General features: G+C 61.4%; 12 protein-coding genes and 2 pseudogenes. 4 read left to right on the top strand and 10 right to left on the bottom strand.

Translation table 11 applies throughout. The features are described from left to right. Window positions 1–95: 95 nt before the first annotated feature. The 10 genes and pseudogenes from prfB to ACYZT6_RS03350 form a co-directional block, all read right to left on the bottom strand. Window positions 96–1191, bottom strand: a protein-coding gene (gene prfB, locus ACYZT6_RS03395) for a peptide chain release factor 2 (RefSeq protein WP_102593528.1) whose coding sequence is annotated in 2 segments (ribosomal slippage) — window positions 96–1118 and window positions 1120–1191 — 1095 coding nt in all. Because the reading frame shifts where the segments join, the coding sequence is not laid out codon by codon here. Between the two features lie 311 nt (window positions 1192–1502). Next, window positions 1503–2504, bottom strand: coding sequence for a diguanylate cyclase domain-containing protein (locus tag ACYZT6_RS03390; RefSeq protein ID WP_462025720.1), 1002 nt, complete (start codon window positions 2502–2504; stop codon window positions 1503–1505). Window positions 2505–2552: 48 nt separating this feature from the next. After that, on the bottom strand, window positions 2553–3563 hold the full coding sequence (gene cheB / locus ACYZT6_RS03385; protein WP_462025719.1) for a chemotaxis-specific protein-glutamate methyltransferase CheB: 1011 nt from the start codon (window positions 3561–3563) through the stop codon (window positions 2553–2555). Beyond that, a complete protein-coding gene (locus ACYZT6_RS03380) occupies window positions 3560–5848 on the bottom strand; it encodes a response regulator (RefSeq protein ID WP_462025718.1) in 2289 nt (762 codons plus the stop codon). The genes cheB and ACYZT6_RS03380 overlap by 4 nt, the downstream gene beginning before the upstream one ends. Continuing rightward, window positions 5845–6528, bottom strand: coding sequence for a chemotaxis protein CheW (locus tag ACYZT6_RS03375; RefSeq protein WP_462025717.1), 684 nt, complete (start codon window positions 6526–6528; stop codon window positions 5845–5847). Before ACYZT6_RS03375 ends, ACYZT6_RS03380 begins: the two co-directional genes overlap by 4 nt. Continuing rightward, complete coding sequence (locus ACYZT6_RS03370; protein ID WP_462025716.1) at window positions 6525–7790, bottom strand: CheR family methyltransferase; 1266 nt, start codon at window positions 7788–7790, stop codon at window positions 6525–6527. Before ACYZT6_RS03370 ends, ACYZT6_RS03375 begins: the two co-directional genes overlap by 4 nt. Beyond that, window positions 7787–8323: a chemotaxis protein CheW gene (locus ACYZT6_RS03365; protein ID WP_462025715.1), complete on the bottom strand. Its 537-nt coding sequence runs from the start codon at window positions 8321–8323 to the stop codon at window positions 7787–7789. Before ACYZT6_RS03365 ends, ACYZT6_RS03370 begins: the two co-directional genes overlap by 4 nt. After that, window positions 8323–9498: pseudogene (locus ACYZT6_RS03360) on the bottom strand (methyl-accepting chemotaxis protein); the annotation flags it as partial. The pseudogene ACYZT6_RS03360 and the gene ACYZT6_RS03365, both read right to left, overlap by 1 nt. Continuing rightward, a pseudogene (locus ACYZT6_RS03355) lies at window positions 9478–9885 on the bottom strand (MCP four helix bundle domain-containing protein); the annotation flags it as partial. The pseudogenes ACYZT6_RS03355 and ACYZT6_RS03360, both read right to left, overlap by 21 nt. Before the next feature lie 368 nt (window positions 9886–10253). Then, window positions 10254–10976 (bottom strand): tellurite resistance TerB family protein, encoded by a 723-nt coding sequence (locus ACYZT6_RS03350; RefSeq protein ID WP_462025714.1) that lies wholly within the window; start codon window positions 10974–10976, stop codon window positions 10254–10256. A gap of 177 nt (window positions 10977–11153) precedes the next feature. On the opposite strand from ACYZT6_RS03350, the gene ACYZT6_RS03345 reads away from it, so the two are divergent. From ACYZT6_RS03345 to ACYZT6_RS03330, 4 genes are all read left to right on the top strand, one after another. Then, window positions 11154–12068 (top strand): LysR family transcriptional regulator, encoded by a 915-nt coding sequence (locus tag ACYZT6_RS03345; RefSeq protein WP_027924928.1) that lies wholly within the window; start codon window positions 11154–11156, stop codon window positions 12066–12068. Window positions 12069–12168: 100 nt separating this feature from the next. Further along, entirely contained in the window at window positions 12169–13656 is a 1488-nt protein-coding gene (locus ACYZT6_RS03340; protein ID WP_462025713.1) for a gamma-aminobutyraldehyde dehydrogenase, read from the top strand. 82 nt (window positions 13657–13738) lie between these two features. Next, entirely contained in the window at window positions 13739–14890 is a 1152-nt protein-coding gene (gene ydcS, locus ACYZT6_RS03335; protein ID WP_462025712.1) for a putative ABC transporter substrate-binding protein YdcS, read from the top strand. A 263-nt stretch (window positions 14891–15153) separates the two neighbouring features. After that, the gene (locus ACYZT6_RS03330) at window positions 15154–16191 is read left to right on the top strand and encodes an ABC transporter ATP-binding protein (protein WP_462025711.1); all 1038 of its coding nucleotides are present in this window, start codon (window positions 15154–15156) and stop codon (window positions 16189–16191) included. Window position 16192: the final 1 nt, after the last annotated feature.

The raw sequence follows: 16192 nt of genomic DNA, 5'->3' as shown, positions 1-16192 counted from the left end.
TTAAGTATTCCATCAGATTCATTGTCCCCGGCCGTTGGCCGGGGATCGCTCAGCAAGGACTAGGCGTCCCCCCGAGCTCCTACAGGGGGATCGTGTTACAGGCCTTGTTTCAGGCTCGCCACCAGGTATTCGTCGATATCGCCGTCGAGTACCTTGTCGCAGTCACTGCGTTCGATGTTAGTGCGCAAATCCTTGATTCGCGACGCATCGAGCACGTAAGAGCGAATCTGGTGACCCCAGCCGATGTCCGACTTGGTGTCTTCCAGAGCCTGGGAGGCGGCGTTGCGTTTCTGCACTTCCTGCTCGTACAAGCGCGCCCGCAACATTTTCATCGCGGTGTCTTTGTTGGCGTGCTGGGAGCGTTCGTTCTGGCAACTGACCACGGTGTTGGTCGGTACGTGAGTAATCCGTACGGCCGAGTCGGTGGTGTTTACGTGCTGACCACCGGCACCCGAGGAGCGGTAGGTGTCGATGCGCAGGTCCGACGGGTTGATGTCGATTTCGATGTTGTCATCGATTTCCGGCGACACGAACACGGCCGAGAACGAGGTGTGGCGGCGGTTGCCGGAGTCGAACGGGCTCTTGCGCACCAGACGGTGCACGCCGATCTCGGTGCGCAGCCAGCCAAAGGCGTATTCGCCCTTGATGTGGACCGTGGCGCCCTTGATCCCGGCGACTTCACCGGCGGACAGTTCCATGATGGTCGCGTCGAAACCGCGTTTGTCAGCCCAGCGCAGGTACATGCGCAGCAGGATGTTGGCCCAGTCCTGGGCCTCGGTACCGCCGGAGCCGGCCTGGATGTCCAGGTAGGCGTTGTTGGCGTCCATCTCACCGCTGAACATGCGACGGAATTCGAGTTTTTCCAAGGATTCGCGCAGGCGCTCGACTTCGGCAGCTACGTCATCGACGGCGGCCTGGTCTTCTTCTTCGGCGGACATCAGCAGCAAATCTTTGGCGTCGGCCAGACCGCTGTGCATTTCGTCGAGGGTTTCGACGATTTGAGCCAGCAGCGACCGCTCGCGGCCCAGTTCCTGAGCGTACGACGGGTTGTTCCAGACAGCCGGATCTTCAAGCTCGCGATTGACTTCAGTCAGACGCTCATGCTTTTGATCGTAGTCAAAGATACCCCCGAATAGTTTCGGAGCGCTCGGACAGGTCCTTGATACTGTTAAGGATCGGGTTGATTTCCATGGCGGGCAGCACTCGTTGGCGAACTTTTGAAAGCCGGCGAGTATAACGTAATCAAGCTGTCACGGCAGCCCGCCTGGCGGCTTTAGTGGGTTCTTTATCGGGCTTGAGATCGCTCCCCCTCACCCTAACCCTCTCCCCGAGGGGCGAGGGGACTGACCGAGTTGTTCTTCGAGCTACATCGACCTGCAATACCGAGCCGAACTCAGGACCTGGAAACCATGGAGATCGGCTCCCTTTCCCCCTCTCCCCTCTGGGGAGAGGGCTGGGGTGAGGGGTGGATTCAAGCTACAACACAAAGTCCTAACCAATCCTCACTCAATCCCCACCTGATTACGCCCATTGTTCTTCGCCAGGTACAGCCCCTTGTCCGCCGCCGAGATCAATTGCCGGCAGTCACTGCCCTGCTGCGGGATCATGGTCGACAGGCCGATGCTAATGGTCAGGCTTGAGCCTTCGCTGGGGAAAATGTGCGGAATCTTCAGCGCTTCCACGGTCATGCGCAGTTTTTCCGCCACCAGCCGTGCGCCACCCGGCGTGGTATTGGGCAGCACCAGGACAAACTCTTCCCCGCCGTAACGGGCCGGCAGGTCCGACGGTCGGGCGCTCGCATCGCGAATAGCGGTAGCGACTTTACGCAGGGCTTCGTCGCCTTCGAGGTGGCCAAAGCTGTCGTTGTAGGACTTGAAATAGTCGACATCAATCATCAACAGCGACAATTGGCTCTGATCACGTAGCGAACGGCGCCATTCCAGTTCCAGGTATTCGTCGAAGTGCCGGCGGTTCGACAGCCCGGTCAAGCCGTCGGAGTTCATCAACCGCTGCAGCACCAGGTTGGTGTCGAGCAACTGCTGCTGGCTGACCCGCAACGCGCGGTAGGCCGCATCACGCTGCAACAGCGTCATGTAGGAGCGCGAGTGATAGCGAATGCGCGCCACCAGTTCGATGTTGTCCGGCAGTTTGACCAGGTAATCATTGGCCCCTGCCGCAAACGCCGCGCTCTTGATCAGCGGGTCTTCCTTGGTCGACAGGACAATGATCGGAATGTTCTTGGTCGCCGGATGGTTACGGTATTCACGCACCAGGCTGAGGCCGTCCAGGCCGGGCATCACCAGGTCCTGCAGGATCACCGTCGGCTTGATGCGGATCGCCTGCGCAATGGCCTGGTGCGGGTCGGCGCAGAAGTGGAAGTCGATATTCTCTTCGTTCGACAACCCGCGGCGCACCGCCTCGCCGATCATCGCTTGATCGTCCACCAACAACACCATGGCGGCGTTTTCGTCGGTCTTGAAGTCGTCGAGCTGTAAGTCATTCATGGGCGGTCACCTGAATACTGCCTGGGCCAGGATTGCTGTGAAAAGTCTTCATTTTGGGAAAATCTCCAGCAATCGTGGCGCTATCTTGTCCAGTGGGCGAACTTCCACGGCGGCATCGATGGCCGCTGCCGCTTTCGGCATTCCGTAAACCGCACTGCTTTGTTGGTCCTGAGCGATGGTCAGGTAGCCCTGTTGGCGCATGAGTTTAAGCCCCTGCGCGCCGTCACGCCCCATGCCGGTGAGCAAAACACCCACGGCATCGCCGTTCCAGTAACTGGCCACGCTCTCGAAAAACACATCGATCGAGGGCCGATAGATCTCGTTGACCGGTTCGGCGGTGTAGGCCAGCGTGCCGTTTTTCAGCAAGCGAATATGGTGGTTGGTGCCCGCCAGCAACACCGTGCCGGCCAACGGGGGTTCGCCTTCCTGGGCCAAGCGTACCTTCAAGCCGCTGGCACTGCTGAGCCATTCGGCCATGCCGGCGGCGAACACCTGATCAACATGCTGCACCAGCACGATGGCAGCCGAAAAATCTTTTGGCAGGCCCTTGAGCAAGACTTCCAGCGCCGCCGGCCCACCAGCGGATGAGCCGATCGCGATCAAACGCTGGCGCGAGGCCGAACTGCGGAGCGGGCTGGGGGCCGATCGCTCACGATTGCCCTTGTCACCAATCAGCCAGCCGATGTTCATGATCTTGCGCAACAACGGCGCCGCCGCCTCTTGGGCATTGCCGGCGCCGAGTGCCGGGGTGTCGACCACGTCCAGCGCACCGTGGCCCATGGCCTCGAACACCCGGTGCACGTTCTGCTGCCGGTCGACCGTGACGATAACGATGGCGCAGGGGGTCTCGGCCATGATCCGCCGGGTCGCCTCCACGCCGTCCATCACTGGCATGATCAGGTCCATCAAAATCAGGTCCGGGGTGAATTCGGCGCAACGTTGCACCGCCTCGGCGCCGTTGCCGGCGACCCAGACCACGTCATGCGCCGGTTCGAATGCCAGGGCGCGGCGCAGGGCCTCCACCGCCATGGGCATGTCGTTGACGATGGCTATTTTCATGCCCGCGCTCCTCCGATGAGCTCAACCACTGCATCAAGCAGGGCGTCGTCATGAAAACTGGCTTTGGCTAGATAATAGTCGGCTCCGGCGTCCAGTCCACGACGACGGTCTTCTTCGCGATCTTTATAGGACACCACCATAACCGGCAGCGATTGCAGGCGATTGTCCTGGCGCAACAAAGACACAAGTTCGATGCCGTCCATGCGCGGCATATCAATGTCGGTGATCAGCAGATCGAAATCCTCCGAACGCAGGGCGTTCCAGCCATCCATACCGTCGACCGCCACGGCCACGTCGTAACCGCGATTGAGCAGCAACTTGCGCTGCAACTCGCGAACGGTCAACGAATCGTCGACCACCAGAATCCGTTTGCGCGCCGCCTCGACGGCCTGGCTGCCTTGACGGGCAATCCGCTCCAGACGCCCGGTGTTGAGCAGCTTGTCCACCGAGCGCAGCATGTCTTCGACGTCGACGATCAGCACCACCGACCCGTCGTCGAGCAAGGCCCCGGCGGAAATGTCCTGCACCTTGCCCAGACGTTCGTCCAGCGGCAATACGACCAACGTCCGCTCGCCAACAAACCGTTCGACCGCCACGCCGTAAATCGCTTCACGCTCGCGAATCACCACGACTTTCAAGGTTTGCTGACTGCTCGGGCTCGCCGGCCGCTGCAGCAGCTGACTGGCGGCGACCAGCCCGACATGCCGGCCTTCGTGCCAGAAGTGCTGGCGCCCTTCGACCTGAACGATGTCCGCCGGCTCCAGATCACACATGCGCTCGATGTGCGCCAGCGGAAACGCGTACGCCTCATCACCGACTTCCACCACGAGACTGCGCACCACAGACAGCGTCAACGGCACTTCGAGGTGAAAACGGCTGCCCTCGCCCGCCGTCTGCTCCAGCACCACCGCGCCGCGCAACTGTCGGACCATGTGCTGAACCGCGTCCAGGCCGACGCCACGCCCGGACACTTCAGTGACCGTGTCGCGCAGGCTGAAACCCGGCAGAAACAGGAAGGTCAGCAGCTCCTCTTCGCTCAACTGGGCCGCGGTTTCAGCCGGGGATAACTGCCGCGCGATGATGCTGCGGCGGACCTTTTCCAGATCGACGCCGTGACCGTCATCGCTCAACTCCAGCACCAACAGACCGGCTTGATGGGAGGCACGCAGACGAATCAGGCCTTCTTCAGGCTTGCCAGCCAGCAAGCGTAGTTCGGGGGACTCGATGCCGTGATCGACGGCGTTGCGCAGCAAGTGGGTCAGCGGTGCTTCGAGCTTTTCCAGGACATCGCGATCCACCTGGGTTTTCTCGCCCTCGATCTCCAGCCGCACCTGTTTACCAAGGCTGCGACCGAGGTCGCGGACCATGCGCACTTGCCCGCCCAACACGTCGGCAAACGGCCGCATGCGACAGGCCAGCGCGGTGTCATACAAAACCTGCGCCCGCTGACTGGCCTGCCAGGCGAACTCATCCAGTTCGGCGTTTTTTTCCACCAGCAATTGCTGGGACTCGGCCAGCAGCCGCCGGGCATCGCCCAGGGCTTCCTGGGCTTCGAGGCTCAAGGCATGTTCCTTGAGGTGGACGTTGAGGTTTTCCAGGGCCCGCAGGCCATTATTCTGCATGCGCTTGAGGCGTTGCATCGTGGCCAGGTGCGGCTTGAGTCGCTGGGTTTCCACCAGGGATTTGCTCGACAGGTCGAGCAGGCTGTTCAAGCGTTCAGCCGTGACGCGCAGCACACGTTCGCCATTATCGGTGGTGCGCCGGGTCCTTTTCGCTGGTTCTACGGGTGGCGGTTCGGCGACCGGAATCAGGGCTTCGACCGTCGGCGCGAGCGCTTCAGGCTCGGACTCGGTGATGAACGGTGCAATCGGCGTGCTGATCGGCATGGCCAGCGCCAGCGGATCCAGCAACCGCGCCATCAGTGCCACATACGCCTCGATATCCGCCGGCCCGGGATTGTTATTCGGCGTCGCGATACGCATCAGCAAATCGGTGCCTTGCAGCAAGGCGTCTATGTGCTCGGGCCGCAGGTACAGGCGCCCTTCCTGCGCGCTGACCAGGCAATCTTCCATCACATGCGCGACGCTGACGCCGGCATCGACCCCGACAATCCGCGCCGCGCCTTTGAGCGAGTGGGCCGCGCGCATGCACGATTCCAGGTGATCGGCCTGGGTCGGATCGCGTTCAAGCGCCAGAAGGCCTGCACTCAGCACCTGGGTCTGGGCTTCGGCTTCGAGGCTGAACAGCTCCAGCAAAGAAGCGTCGCGCATTTGCTCGGGGGTCATGTGAGGCTCCGGGTCACGGCGGACAACAGCTGTTCTTCATCCAGCCAACGCAGGCTGCGACCTTTGAATTGCAACACGCCCCGGGTGTATTTGGCACTGGCCTGGGAGCCGGACTGCGACGCGGCATCGAGGATGCGCTCGTCAATGGCATGAATCCCGTCCACTTCGTCCACCGGCACCACCACCGGGCCGCCGTGGGCAGCGATGATCAGCATCCTCGGCATCACTCGCGCACCAGACGCCACGCTGCTGGTGCCATCGAGACCGAGCAGTTCCACCAGCGACAAGCACGCCACCAACGCACCGCGCACGTTCGCCACACCGAGCAGGGCCCGGGAACGCTGGTGCGGCAAGGAATGAATCGCTTGCAGCGGCGCCACTTCGACCAGACTGCGGGTGGCCAGGCCCAGCCATTCTTCGCCGAGACGAAACATCAGCAGCGAGCGGGTTTTGACGTCGATTTCGACCGCCACCGAGACCTGCTCGCGATCGTCCTGCTGCAAGGCGTAGCGGTCGAGCAAGCGCGTGGCAGCGGCGGAGTACACCGCGCAGTTGCGGCAGTGAATGTGTTCGATCAGCAGCGGGCAGGACTTGTCGCCGCGTATACCGATGCGGTTCCAGCAGTCGTCGATGGCCTGGGCATCTTCATGGGTGACGCTCAAGGTGTCGGAGGCCTTCATCGTTTACGCTCACTGTCGGCGGCGCGCTCGCTGCGGGCGGCGCGGTCCTGCAATCTTTTGGCACCCGCCGTGTCGCCCAGAGATTGCAGCAAGGCTGCCAGGTGCATCAACGCGTCGGGGTGTTGCGGTTCGAGGTACAACGCCTTGCGATAAAAACCTTGGGCTTCGAGGACTCTGCCGGCGACATCGCTGAGCAGCCCTAGCCAATAAAACACCTGGGCCACCGGTTCGTGACTGCGCAAATAACGTTCGCAGGCAGCGCGGGCATCGGCGCTTTTGCCTTCGTTGGCCAGCGCAGCGATGTTCGCCAACAAGGTGGCAGCGTCCGAGGCTTTCGGCGTGACCGTCGGCGGCAAAAGGGTTGCGAATGGACGATTGCGCACGGGCGGCGGGGTCACGCTGCGCACCGGTTGGCGCACCGGCAGCGGTGTCGGTACGAAGGCTGGCAGAGGCTCGGGTACAGGCGCGCTCTGACGGCTGAACGCAAAAGACTGCGGGATGCCAATCGAGCGCATGCCGAAACGACCGAGCAAACTGCCTTCAGCTGGGCCGATAAACAGCACGCCGTCGACATGCGTCAGACGCTTGAGCACTTCGAAAACTTGCTGCTGGGTGGGCAGATCGAAATAGATCAGCAGGTTGCGGCAGAACACAAAATCATAAGGCGGCTCGCTGGCCAGCAACGCCGGATCCAGCAGATTGCCGACCTGCAAACGCACCTGTTCAAGCACTCGCTCGTTGAGGCGGTAGCCGTCTGCTTCGGGTCTGAAATGGCGCTCGCGAAATTCGATGTCTTGGCCACGAAATGAATTCTTGCCGTACAGCGCGCGCTTGGCCTTTTCCACCGACAGCGGGCTGACGTCCATGCCTTCGACCTTGAACTGATGCGGCTTGAGGCCGGCATCGAGCAAGGCCATGGCGATGGAGTACGGCTCCTCGCCAGTGGAACAGGGCAGGCTGAGAATCCGCAGCGCGCGCAGGTTGTTGATGTCGGCCAAGCGTTTGGTGGCCAGTTTCGCCAGGGTCGCGAAGGATTCCGGGTAGCGGAAAAACCAGGTTTCGGGAACGATCACCGCTTCGATCAACGCCTGCTGTTCATCCTGCGAACCTTGCAGCGTGTGCCAATACTCATCAGCCGTCATCGCCCTGGAGGCCGTGCTGCGCTGGCGCACCGCGCGCTCAATGATCGCCGGCCCCACCGACGTCACGTCGAGGCCGATGCGTTCCTTGAGAAAATCGAAAAAGCGCTGATCGCTGCTCATGGCCGCTCCTCAAGCAGCGTCAGGTCCAGCGGTGACGAAGGAAAGAGCAGCGCGCGCACCTGATCATCGAGCAGATCGGCCACCCGCACCCATTGCAGCAAACCCTGGGCATCTTCACGAACCGGCCCCAGGTAGGGCGCATGGCGATTGTCCAGGCCATAGGGTTTAAAGTCCGCCGGGTTGCAGCGCAAGGTGTCGGTGGCCTGCTCCAGAATCAGGCCGAGCAACTGTGAAGGCGTCTCCTCATCCGGCCAATAGTGCACCAGCACCAGCCGCGTACTGGTGCGGGCTTGCGCCGGTTGACCAAAGGTCAGCGCGCTGAGGTCGATCACCGGCACCACCGCACCGCGATAGGCGAACACGCCGGCGACCCACTCCGGGGCCTTGGCAATCGGCTTCAACGGCAGGCACGGCAGCACTTCGGCCACTTCGCGCGCCTGCAAGGCATAACGCTCGTTGCCGATGCGAAACAGCAGAAACAACGCGTGTTTTGCCGGCATCACCGCGCCACGTTTGACCACAAGTTCGCTCATCAGACTTTGAATCGCGAGACGCCGCCCCGCAGCCCCACGGCCACCTGGCTCAGCTCGTCAATGGCGAAACTGGCCTGGCGCAAGGACTCGACGGTCTGGCTGCTGGCATCGCCCAACTGCACCAGCGCGTGGTTGATCTGTTCGGCGCCGGTGGCCTGCGCCTGCATGCCTTCGTTGACCATCAACACCCGCGGCGCCAGCGCCTGAACCTGGTGGATGATCTGCGACAACTGCTCGCCGACCTGCTGCACTTCGGACATGCCGCGGCGCACTTCTTCGGAGAATTTGTCCATGCCCATGACCCCGGCCGACACCGCCGACTGGATCTCGCGCACCATCTGCTCGATGTCGTACGTGGCCACGGCGGTCTGGTCCGCCAGACGCCGCACTTCGGTGGCGACCACGGCGAACCCGCGACCGTACTCACCGGCCTTTTCGGCTTCGATGGCGGCGTTCAATGACAAGAGGTTGGTCTGGTCGGCGACTTTGACGATGGTCACGACCACCTGGTTAATGTTGCCGGCCTTCTCGTTGAGGATCGCCAGTTTGGCGTTAACCAGATCGGCCGCGCCCATCACCGAGTGCATGGTCTCTTCCATCCGCGCCAGGCCTTGCTGCCCGGAACCGGCTGCTACCGAGGCCTGATCGGCGGCGGTGGAGACTTCGGTCATGGTGCGCACCAGATCACGGGAGGTGGCCGCGATTTCACGGGACGTCGCACCGATTTCGGTGGTAGTGGCAGCGGTTTCGGTGGCGGTGGCTTGCTGTTGCTTGGAGGTGGCGGCGATCTCGGTCACCGACGTGGTGACCTGGACGGAGGAGCGCTGGGCCTGAGACACGAGCGAGGTGAGCTCGGCCATCATGTCGTTGAAGCCGGTTTCCACCGCGTTGAATTCGTCTTTGCGCTCCAGGTTCAGACGGCCGCTGAGGTCGCCGGTGCGCATGATTTCGAGGATCTGCACAATCCGGTTCATCGGCGCCATGATTGCGCGCATCAACAGCAAACCGCAGAGACCGGCGGCTAACACGGCGACCAGCAGGGAAACGCCCATGATGATTTTGGCGGTGACCACGGCGTCATCGATGTATGCGATGTCCTGGTCGGCCACCGCTTTGTTTTCGCGCAGGATGTCATTGAGCTTCATTCGACCTGCGGTCCAGGCCGGAGTCAGTTGCTCGTTGAACAGCTTGATGGCGTCGGCCTCTTGATTGCGCTTGTGCAGGTCGAGTACCGCGGCCAGGAGCTTGCCGTACTCCGCATGGAGTTTTTCGAATGTCGCGAATTCGACCTTGTCTTCCTCTGTAGTCACGGTGGCGCGATAGTTACTCATCGCTTCCTGCACACGCGCTTCGTAGCTTTTGAAGTCTGCGGCGTCTTCGGCACTGATGCCCTGCCCTTCCTTCAGGCCCAGCATTTCCTGAATATGGAGAAAACTGTCGACCCAGGCGCCGCGAATCGTCGAGCTGTAGTAGACCCCGGGCAACGCGTCCTCACGGACACTGGCTTCGCTGGTTTCAATCTTCAACAGCCGGGAATACGAGACGACGACCATCAGCAACATGATGGCGATAATCACCGCAAAGCTCGCCAAGATGCGTTGGCGCAACGTCCAGTTCTTCACAGTCAGTCCTCGGGGCGGTTCAAATGCTGCGGAGTATAGCTGAGGGTGTTTCATTTATAAGACGAGGGTTTGCCTGTTCTCGGCCTCGGGGGAGAAAACGGTGGGAGAGCCTTTGGGGAGGGGCTTTGCGTTGGGTCGGGTGGCGAGCCGCAGGGGCGTGGCGGAGGAAATGAGCCATAGATTGGCCATCGGGAGGTGGTGAGGTTGGAGACGCCTTCGCGGGCAAGCCTCGCTCTTACAAGTTCAGCGCAGTACCTGTGGAGCGAGCGGGCGGCGATCCGACTTGCCCGCGAAAGCGATCTTGAAATTTACAGGGAAGCCTGACGCACCTGCTTCTCCAGCTCAGCTTTCAACCCAGGCTCCAGCTTCAACTGCCGTGCCAGTTCATCGAGGTAGGACTTCTCCATGAAGCTCTCCTCATCCACCAGCATCACGCTGGCGATGTACATCTCGGCGGCCATTTCCGGGGTGCTGGCCGCGCGAGCCACTTCTGTCGGGTCGAGCGGCTTGCTGAGTTCGGCGTGCAGCCACTGCTGCAATTCCTGATCGTTGTCGAGTTTGGTGAATTCGCCTTCGATCAATGCTCGCTCGCGTTCATCAACGTGACCATCGGCTTTGGCCGCGGCAACCAACGCCTTGAGAATCGCCTGACTATGCAGCTCGACTTGGGCCGGGGGTAGACGATCAAGCGTTTGCGGCTCGGTTTTCGGCGCAGTGCCCTGTTGGGCCTGCCAGTTGCCATAAGCCTTGTAGGCAATGACACCAAGCGCCGCGAGGCCGCCGTAGATGGCGACTTTTCCGCCAACGTTGCGGGCCTTTTTGCTGCCGAGTAACAGGCCCATGGCGCCTGCGGCCAATGCACCACCGCCCGCCCCCGAGAGCAAACCGCCGAGGCCGCCCGAACCACCGCTGCCACCGAGCAATCCGCCCAATCCACCGCTGGACGCCTTGTTTTGAGCGCCACCGGCCTTGTTCTGCAACATGTCCTGACCGGACTTGAGTAGTTGATCGAGCAATCCACGCGTATTCATTTTGCCGCCTCCACGAAAGGGGTTAACCGGACACTTAAGGCCACCAGCCTAGAACGAAAGTGCCCCGCGACCGGGGACGAGAGTGCTTCTGGATGTTGCCTGGAAAAACAGGGCTATCGATTAAAGCGATATACACTCAAGCGAATCTATAAAAACCGCCCACCGGGTAATTCCACCATGATGACTTTGCGTCAGATTCGTCACTTCATCGCCGTGGCCGAGACCGGCTCCATCTCCGCCGCCGCGCAAACCGCGTTCATTTCCCAATCGACATTGACCCTGGCGATCCAGCAGTTGGAAGAGGAGATCGGCGTCGGCCTGTTCAACCGGCACGCCAAAGGCATGAGCCTGACCCACCAGGGCCATCAATTCCTGCGCCAGGCACACCTGATTCTGGCCACCGTGGACAACGCCAAACGCAGCCTGCAACAAAGCACCGACCAAGTCGCCGGGCAGTTGATCATCGGCGTGACAAGCCTCGTTGCCGGTTACTACCTCGCGGATTTACTCACCCGTTTCCAGCGCGCCTACCCCAACGTCGAGATCCGGGTGATGGAGGATGAACGCCCGTATATCGAACATTTGCTGGTCAGCGGCGAGATCGATGTCGGCGTGTTGATTCTTTCCAACCTCGAAGACCGCCATGCCTTGCAGACCGAAGTGCTGACCCACTCGCCCCATCGGCTGTGGTTGCCGGCCCAGCATCCGCTGCTGGAACACGACAGCATCAACCTCGCCGATGTGGCCCGGGAGCCGTTGATTCAGCTGAACGTCGATGAAATGGACCGCAACGCCCAGCGCATGTGGTCCGCAGCCTCGCTGCAACCGCGCATCACCTTGAGAACGGCCTCGACGGAAGCGGTGCGAAGCCTTGTGGCCGCAGGACTGGGCGTATCGATCCAGCCCGACATGACCTATCGCCCTTGGTCTCTGGAGGGCGACATCATCGAAGCGCGGCCGATTGCCGACCTGAGCCAGACCCTCGATGTCGGCCTCGCCTGGCGTCGTGGCACAGCGCGCCCGGCGTTGGTGGACCCGTTTTTGACTGTCGCCCGTGAGCAACCCCACGGCGGGCGCAAGCCATCTATTTAATCGAACGCCACCTTCAGTATTTAGAATTTGTCGACCTCGGGCCCGCGAACTAGTCTTGGTACATCAATAAGACGGCCGGGGCCCAGTCACAGGGAGCACCATGGCCACACAAGAAAAGAGAACCCGAAAAATGGCTGGCGCGCAGACCCCGTTGTTCACCGCGTTGTTGATCGATGGCGAATTGGTCGCGGGCCAGGGTTTTGTCGAACCGATCCTCAACCCGGCCACCGGGGAAGTGCTGACCCACATCGCCGAAGCCAGCACCGAGCAAGTCGAAGCCGCCATCCTCGCCGCCCACCGCGCCTTCGCCGGCTGGTCGCGGACCACGCCGCAGCAACGCTCGAACCTGTTGCTGGACATCGCCAACGCCATCGAAAAACAAGCCGACCTCCTCGCCCGCCTCGAATCCCTGAACTGCGGCAAGCCGCTGCACCTGGCCCGTCAGGACGACTTGAGCGCGACGGTCGATGTGTTCCGCTTCTTCGCCGGTGCCGTGCGCTGCCAGACTGGCCAGCTCAGCGGCGAATACCTGCCGGGCTACACCAGCATGGTCCGTCGCGATCCGATTGGCGTGGTTGCGTCGATTGCGCCGTGGAACTACCCGATCATGATGGCCGCGTGGAAAATCGCCCCGGCCCTCGCCGCCGGCAACACGCTGGTGTTCAAACCTTCTGAACACACGCCGCTGTCGATCCTGGCCCTGGCACCTGCGCTGGCCGAGATCCTGCCGCGCGGCGTGATCAACATTGTCTGCGGCGGCGGTGAAGGCGTCGGCAGCCACTTGGTCAGCCATCCCAAAGTGCGCATGGTGTCGCTGACCGGCGATATCGTCACCGGGCAAAAAATCCTCCAGGCCGCCGCAAAAACCCTGAAACGCACGCACCTTGAGCTCGGCGGCAAAGCGCCAGTGATCGTCTGCAACGATGCGGACATTCAGGCCGTGGTCGAAGGCGTGCGCACTTACGGTTATTACAACGCCGGCCAGGATTGCACCGCAGCTTGCCGGATTTACGCACAGGCGGGGATTCACGACCGCTTGGTGGCTGAACTCGGCGCGGCGGTCAGCAGCCTGCGCTTTGCCGGCAAACGCGACGCCGACAACGAAATCGGCCCGCTGATCAGCACCCGCCAACGCGACCGCGTGGCCAGTTTCGTCGAGCGCGCCCTCGGACAGCCGCACATTGAACGCGTGACCGGCGCGGCGGTGCATTCCGGCGCCGGCTTCTATTACCAGCCAACCCTGCTGGCCGGTTGCAAACAGAACGATGAAATCGTCCAGCGCGAAGTGTTCGGTCCGGTGGTTACCGTGACCCGCTTCGATGAACTCGAACAAGCGGTGGACTGGGCCAACGACTCGGAGTACGGCCTCGCCTCGTCGGTCTGGACCCAGAACCTTGACAAGGCCATGCAGGTCGCGGCGCGGTTGCAGTACGGCTGCACCTGGATCAACAGCCATTTCATGCTAGTCAGCGAAATGCCCCACGGCGGCCTGAAACGTTCGGGCTATGGCAAAGACTTATCCAGCGATTCGCTTCAGGACTACAGCGTGGTGCGGCACATCATGGCGCGCCACGGACAGCATCTCTGACTACGCTAATAACAAGCCGCTAACGGCATGCTTCACCACGTTCACAACTGCCCCGACCATAATTAAAGAAGAGGGAATTCCCATGTTCGTGCACAAGACCGCACTGCTCAGTGCAATCACCACAGCACTATTGGCCAGCGCCAGCCTCCAGGCCGCCGAACCGCTGAAAGCCGTCGGTGCCGGCGAAGGTCAGCTGGATATCGTGGCGTGGCCCGGCTATATCGAACGTGGCGAAAGCGACAAGGCGTACGACTGGGTGACCGGTTTCGAGAAGGAAACCGGCTGCAAGGTCAATGTGAAGACCGCGGCGACTTCCGATGAAATGGTCAGCCTCATGGCCAAGGGCGGTTACGACCTGGTGACGGCGTCGGGCGATGCCTCGTTGCGGTTGATCGGCGGCAAGCGTGTGCAGCCGATCAATACTGCGTTGATTCCGAACTGGAAGAATATCGACCCTCGCCTCAAGGATGGCCCTTGGTACGTCGTCAATAAACAAACCTACGGCACCCCGTATCAGTGGGGCCCGAACGTGTTGATGTACAACACCAACGTGTTCAAGACGGCGCCGGATAGCTGGAGTGTGGTGTTCGAAGAGCAAACCCTGCCGGACGGCAAGTCCAACAAGGGTCGGGTTCAAGCCTACGACGGCCCGATCTATATCGCCGATGCCGCGCTCTACCTCAAATCGATCAAGCCGGAATTGGGCATCAAGAACCCGTACGAGCTCAACGAAGTGCAGTACAAAGCGGCGCTGGACCTGCTTCGCAAGCAACAGCCCCTGATCCACCGCTACTGGCATGACGCGACCGTGCAGATGAGTGACGTCAAAAACGAAGGTGTCGTGGCGTCCAGTACCTGGGGATACATGGTCAACGGCCTGGTGGCCGACAAGCAACCGGTTGCCTCTGTCATCCCGAAAGAAGGTGCTACGGGCTGGGTGGACACCACCATGATGCACGTCGAAGCCAAGCACCCGAACTGTGCTTACAAGTGGATGGACTGGTCGCTGCAACCAAAAGTGCAAGGCGACGTATCGGCTTGGTTTGGCGCGCTTCCAGCCGTGCCTGAAGGCTGCAAGGCCAGCGAGCTGCTGGGCGCCGAAGGGTGTGCGTCCAATGGCTACGCTCAGTTCGACAACCTGGCCTTCTGGAAAACCCCGCAGGCTGAGGGCGGCAAATTCGTGCCGTACAGCCGTTGGACCCAGGATTACATCGCGATCATGGGCGGCAGATAGATTTTAGGAACAACTCGATCGGCTCCCTTTCCCCCTCTCCCCTCTGGGGCGGTCCGACGTTTCGGGAGGGCTGGGGTGAGGGGTGGCTTTTGAGGCTACCTCGAATATCTGGGCAAGGGCCAAAACCGCTGCCCTCACCCCCCGCCCTCTCCCGGAGGGAGAGGGAGCTAAAAGCGGACCGAGTACACCGCAACGATTCGGTTTTTTTCAGATGTCCAGGCAAGGCCGCTGTGACGACCCTCGCCTTTTCGGAGCACCGCACCATGACGCTTGCAGTCCAGTTCACCAACGTTTCCCGTCAGTTCGGCGAAGTGAAGGCCGTTGACCGGGTTTCCATCGATATCCAGGACGGCGAGTTCTTTTCCATGCTGGGCCCTTCCGGCTCGGGCAAAACCACGTGTTTGCGCCTGATCGCCGGTTTTGAACAACCGAGCGCAGGCTCCATCCGTATTCATGGCGAAGAAGCCGCCGGGCTGCCGCCGTATGAGCGTGACGTCAACACGGTGTTTCAGGATTACGCGCTGTTCCCACACATGAACGTACGCGACAACGTCGCTTACGGTTTGAAGGTCAAAGGCGTCGGTAAAACCGAACGCCAGAAACGTGCTGAAGAAGCCCTCGACATGGTCGCCCTCGGCGGCTACGGCGAGCGCAAGCCGGTGCAACTTTCCGGCGGTCAGCGCCAGCGTGTAGCCCTGGCCCGCGCCCTGGTCAATCGTCCTCGCGTGCTGCTGCTCGACGAGCCGCTGGGCGCCCTCGACTTGAAGCTGCGCGAACAAATGCAGAGCGAGTTGAAGAAGCTGCAACGCCAACTCGGCATAACCTTCATTTTCGTCACCCACGACCAGACCGAAGCGCTGTCGATGTCTGATCGCGTGGCCGTCTTCAACAAGGGTCGCATTGAGCAGGTCGACACACCGCGCAACCTGTACATGAAACCGGCCACCACATTCGTCGCGGAATTCGTCGGCACGTCCAACGTGATTCGCGGTGATCTGGCGAAGCAATTGAGCGGCAATCCACAGCCGTTTTCGATACGCCCGGAACACGTGCGTTTCGCCGAAGGCCCGCTGGCCAGTCACGAGATTGAAGTCAGCGGCTTGCTCCACGACATTCAGTACCAGGGCAGCGCCACGCGCTATGAACTGAAACTGGAAAACGGCCAGACCCTCAACATCAGCCAGGCCAACGTGCAGTGGCTGGACGTCAGCGCCCAGCACCAGACCGGGCAACGCATCAGCGCACGCTGGGCGCGCGAGGCGATGATCCCGCTGCACGACACCGTTGTCGGCGGAGTGTGAG

This window comes from Pseudomonas sp. RT6P73, assembly GCF_054897715.1.
This window is presented reverse-complemented; position numbering and strand designations above follow the sequence as displayed.

Bases quoted from the DNA above. Each gene is read 5' to 3' on its own strand.
- ACYZT6_RS03390 (WP_462025720.1), bottom strand. From the start codon at position 2,504: ATGAATGACTTACAGCTCGACGACTTCAAGACCGACGAAAACGCCGCC.
- cheB (WP_462025719.1), bottom strand. From the start codon at position 3,563: ATGAAAATAGCCATCGTCAACGACATGCCCATGGCGGTGGAGGCCCTG.
- ACYZT6_RS03380 (WP_462025718.1), bottom strand. From the start codon at position 5,848: ATGACCCCCGAGCAAATGCGCGACGCTTCTTTGCTGGAGCTGTTCAGC.
- ACYZT6_RS03375 (WP_462025717.1), bottom strand. From the start codon at position 6,528: ATGAAGGCCTCCGACACCTTGAGCGTCACCCATGAAGATGCCCAGGCC.
- ACYZT6_RS03370 (WP_462025716.1), bottom strand. From the start codon at position 7,790: ATGAGCAGCGATCAGCGCTTTTTCGATTTTCTCAAGGAACGCATCGGC.
- ACYZT6_RS03365 (WP_462025715.1), bottom strand. From the start codon at position 8,323: ATGAGCGAACTTGTGGTCAAACGTGGCGCGGTGATGCCGGCAAAACAC.
- ACYZT6_RS03350 (WP_462025714.1), bottom strand. From the start codon at position 10,976: ATGAATACGCGTGGATTGCTCGATCAACTACTCAAGTCCGGTCAGGAC.
- ACYZT6_RS03345 (WP_027924928.1), top strand. From the start codon at position 11,154: ATGATGACTTTGCGTCAGATTCGTCACTTCATCGCCGTGGCCGAGACC.
- ACYZT6_RS03340 (WP_462025713.1), top strand. From the start codon at position 12,169: ATGGCCACACAAGAAAAGAGAACCCGAAAAATGGCTGGCGCGCAGACC.
- ydcS (WP_462025712.1), top strand. From the start codon at position 13,739: ATGTTCGTGCACAAGACCGCACTGCTCAGTGCAATCACCACAGCACTA.
- ACYZT6_RS03330 (WP_462025711.1), top strand. From the start codon at position 15,154: ATGACGCTTGCAGTCCAGTTCACCAACGTTTCCCGTCAGTTCGGCGAA.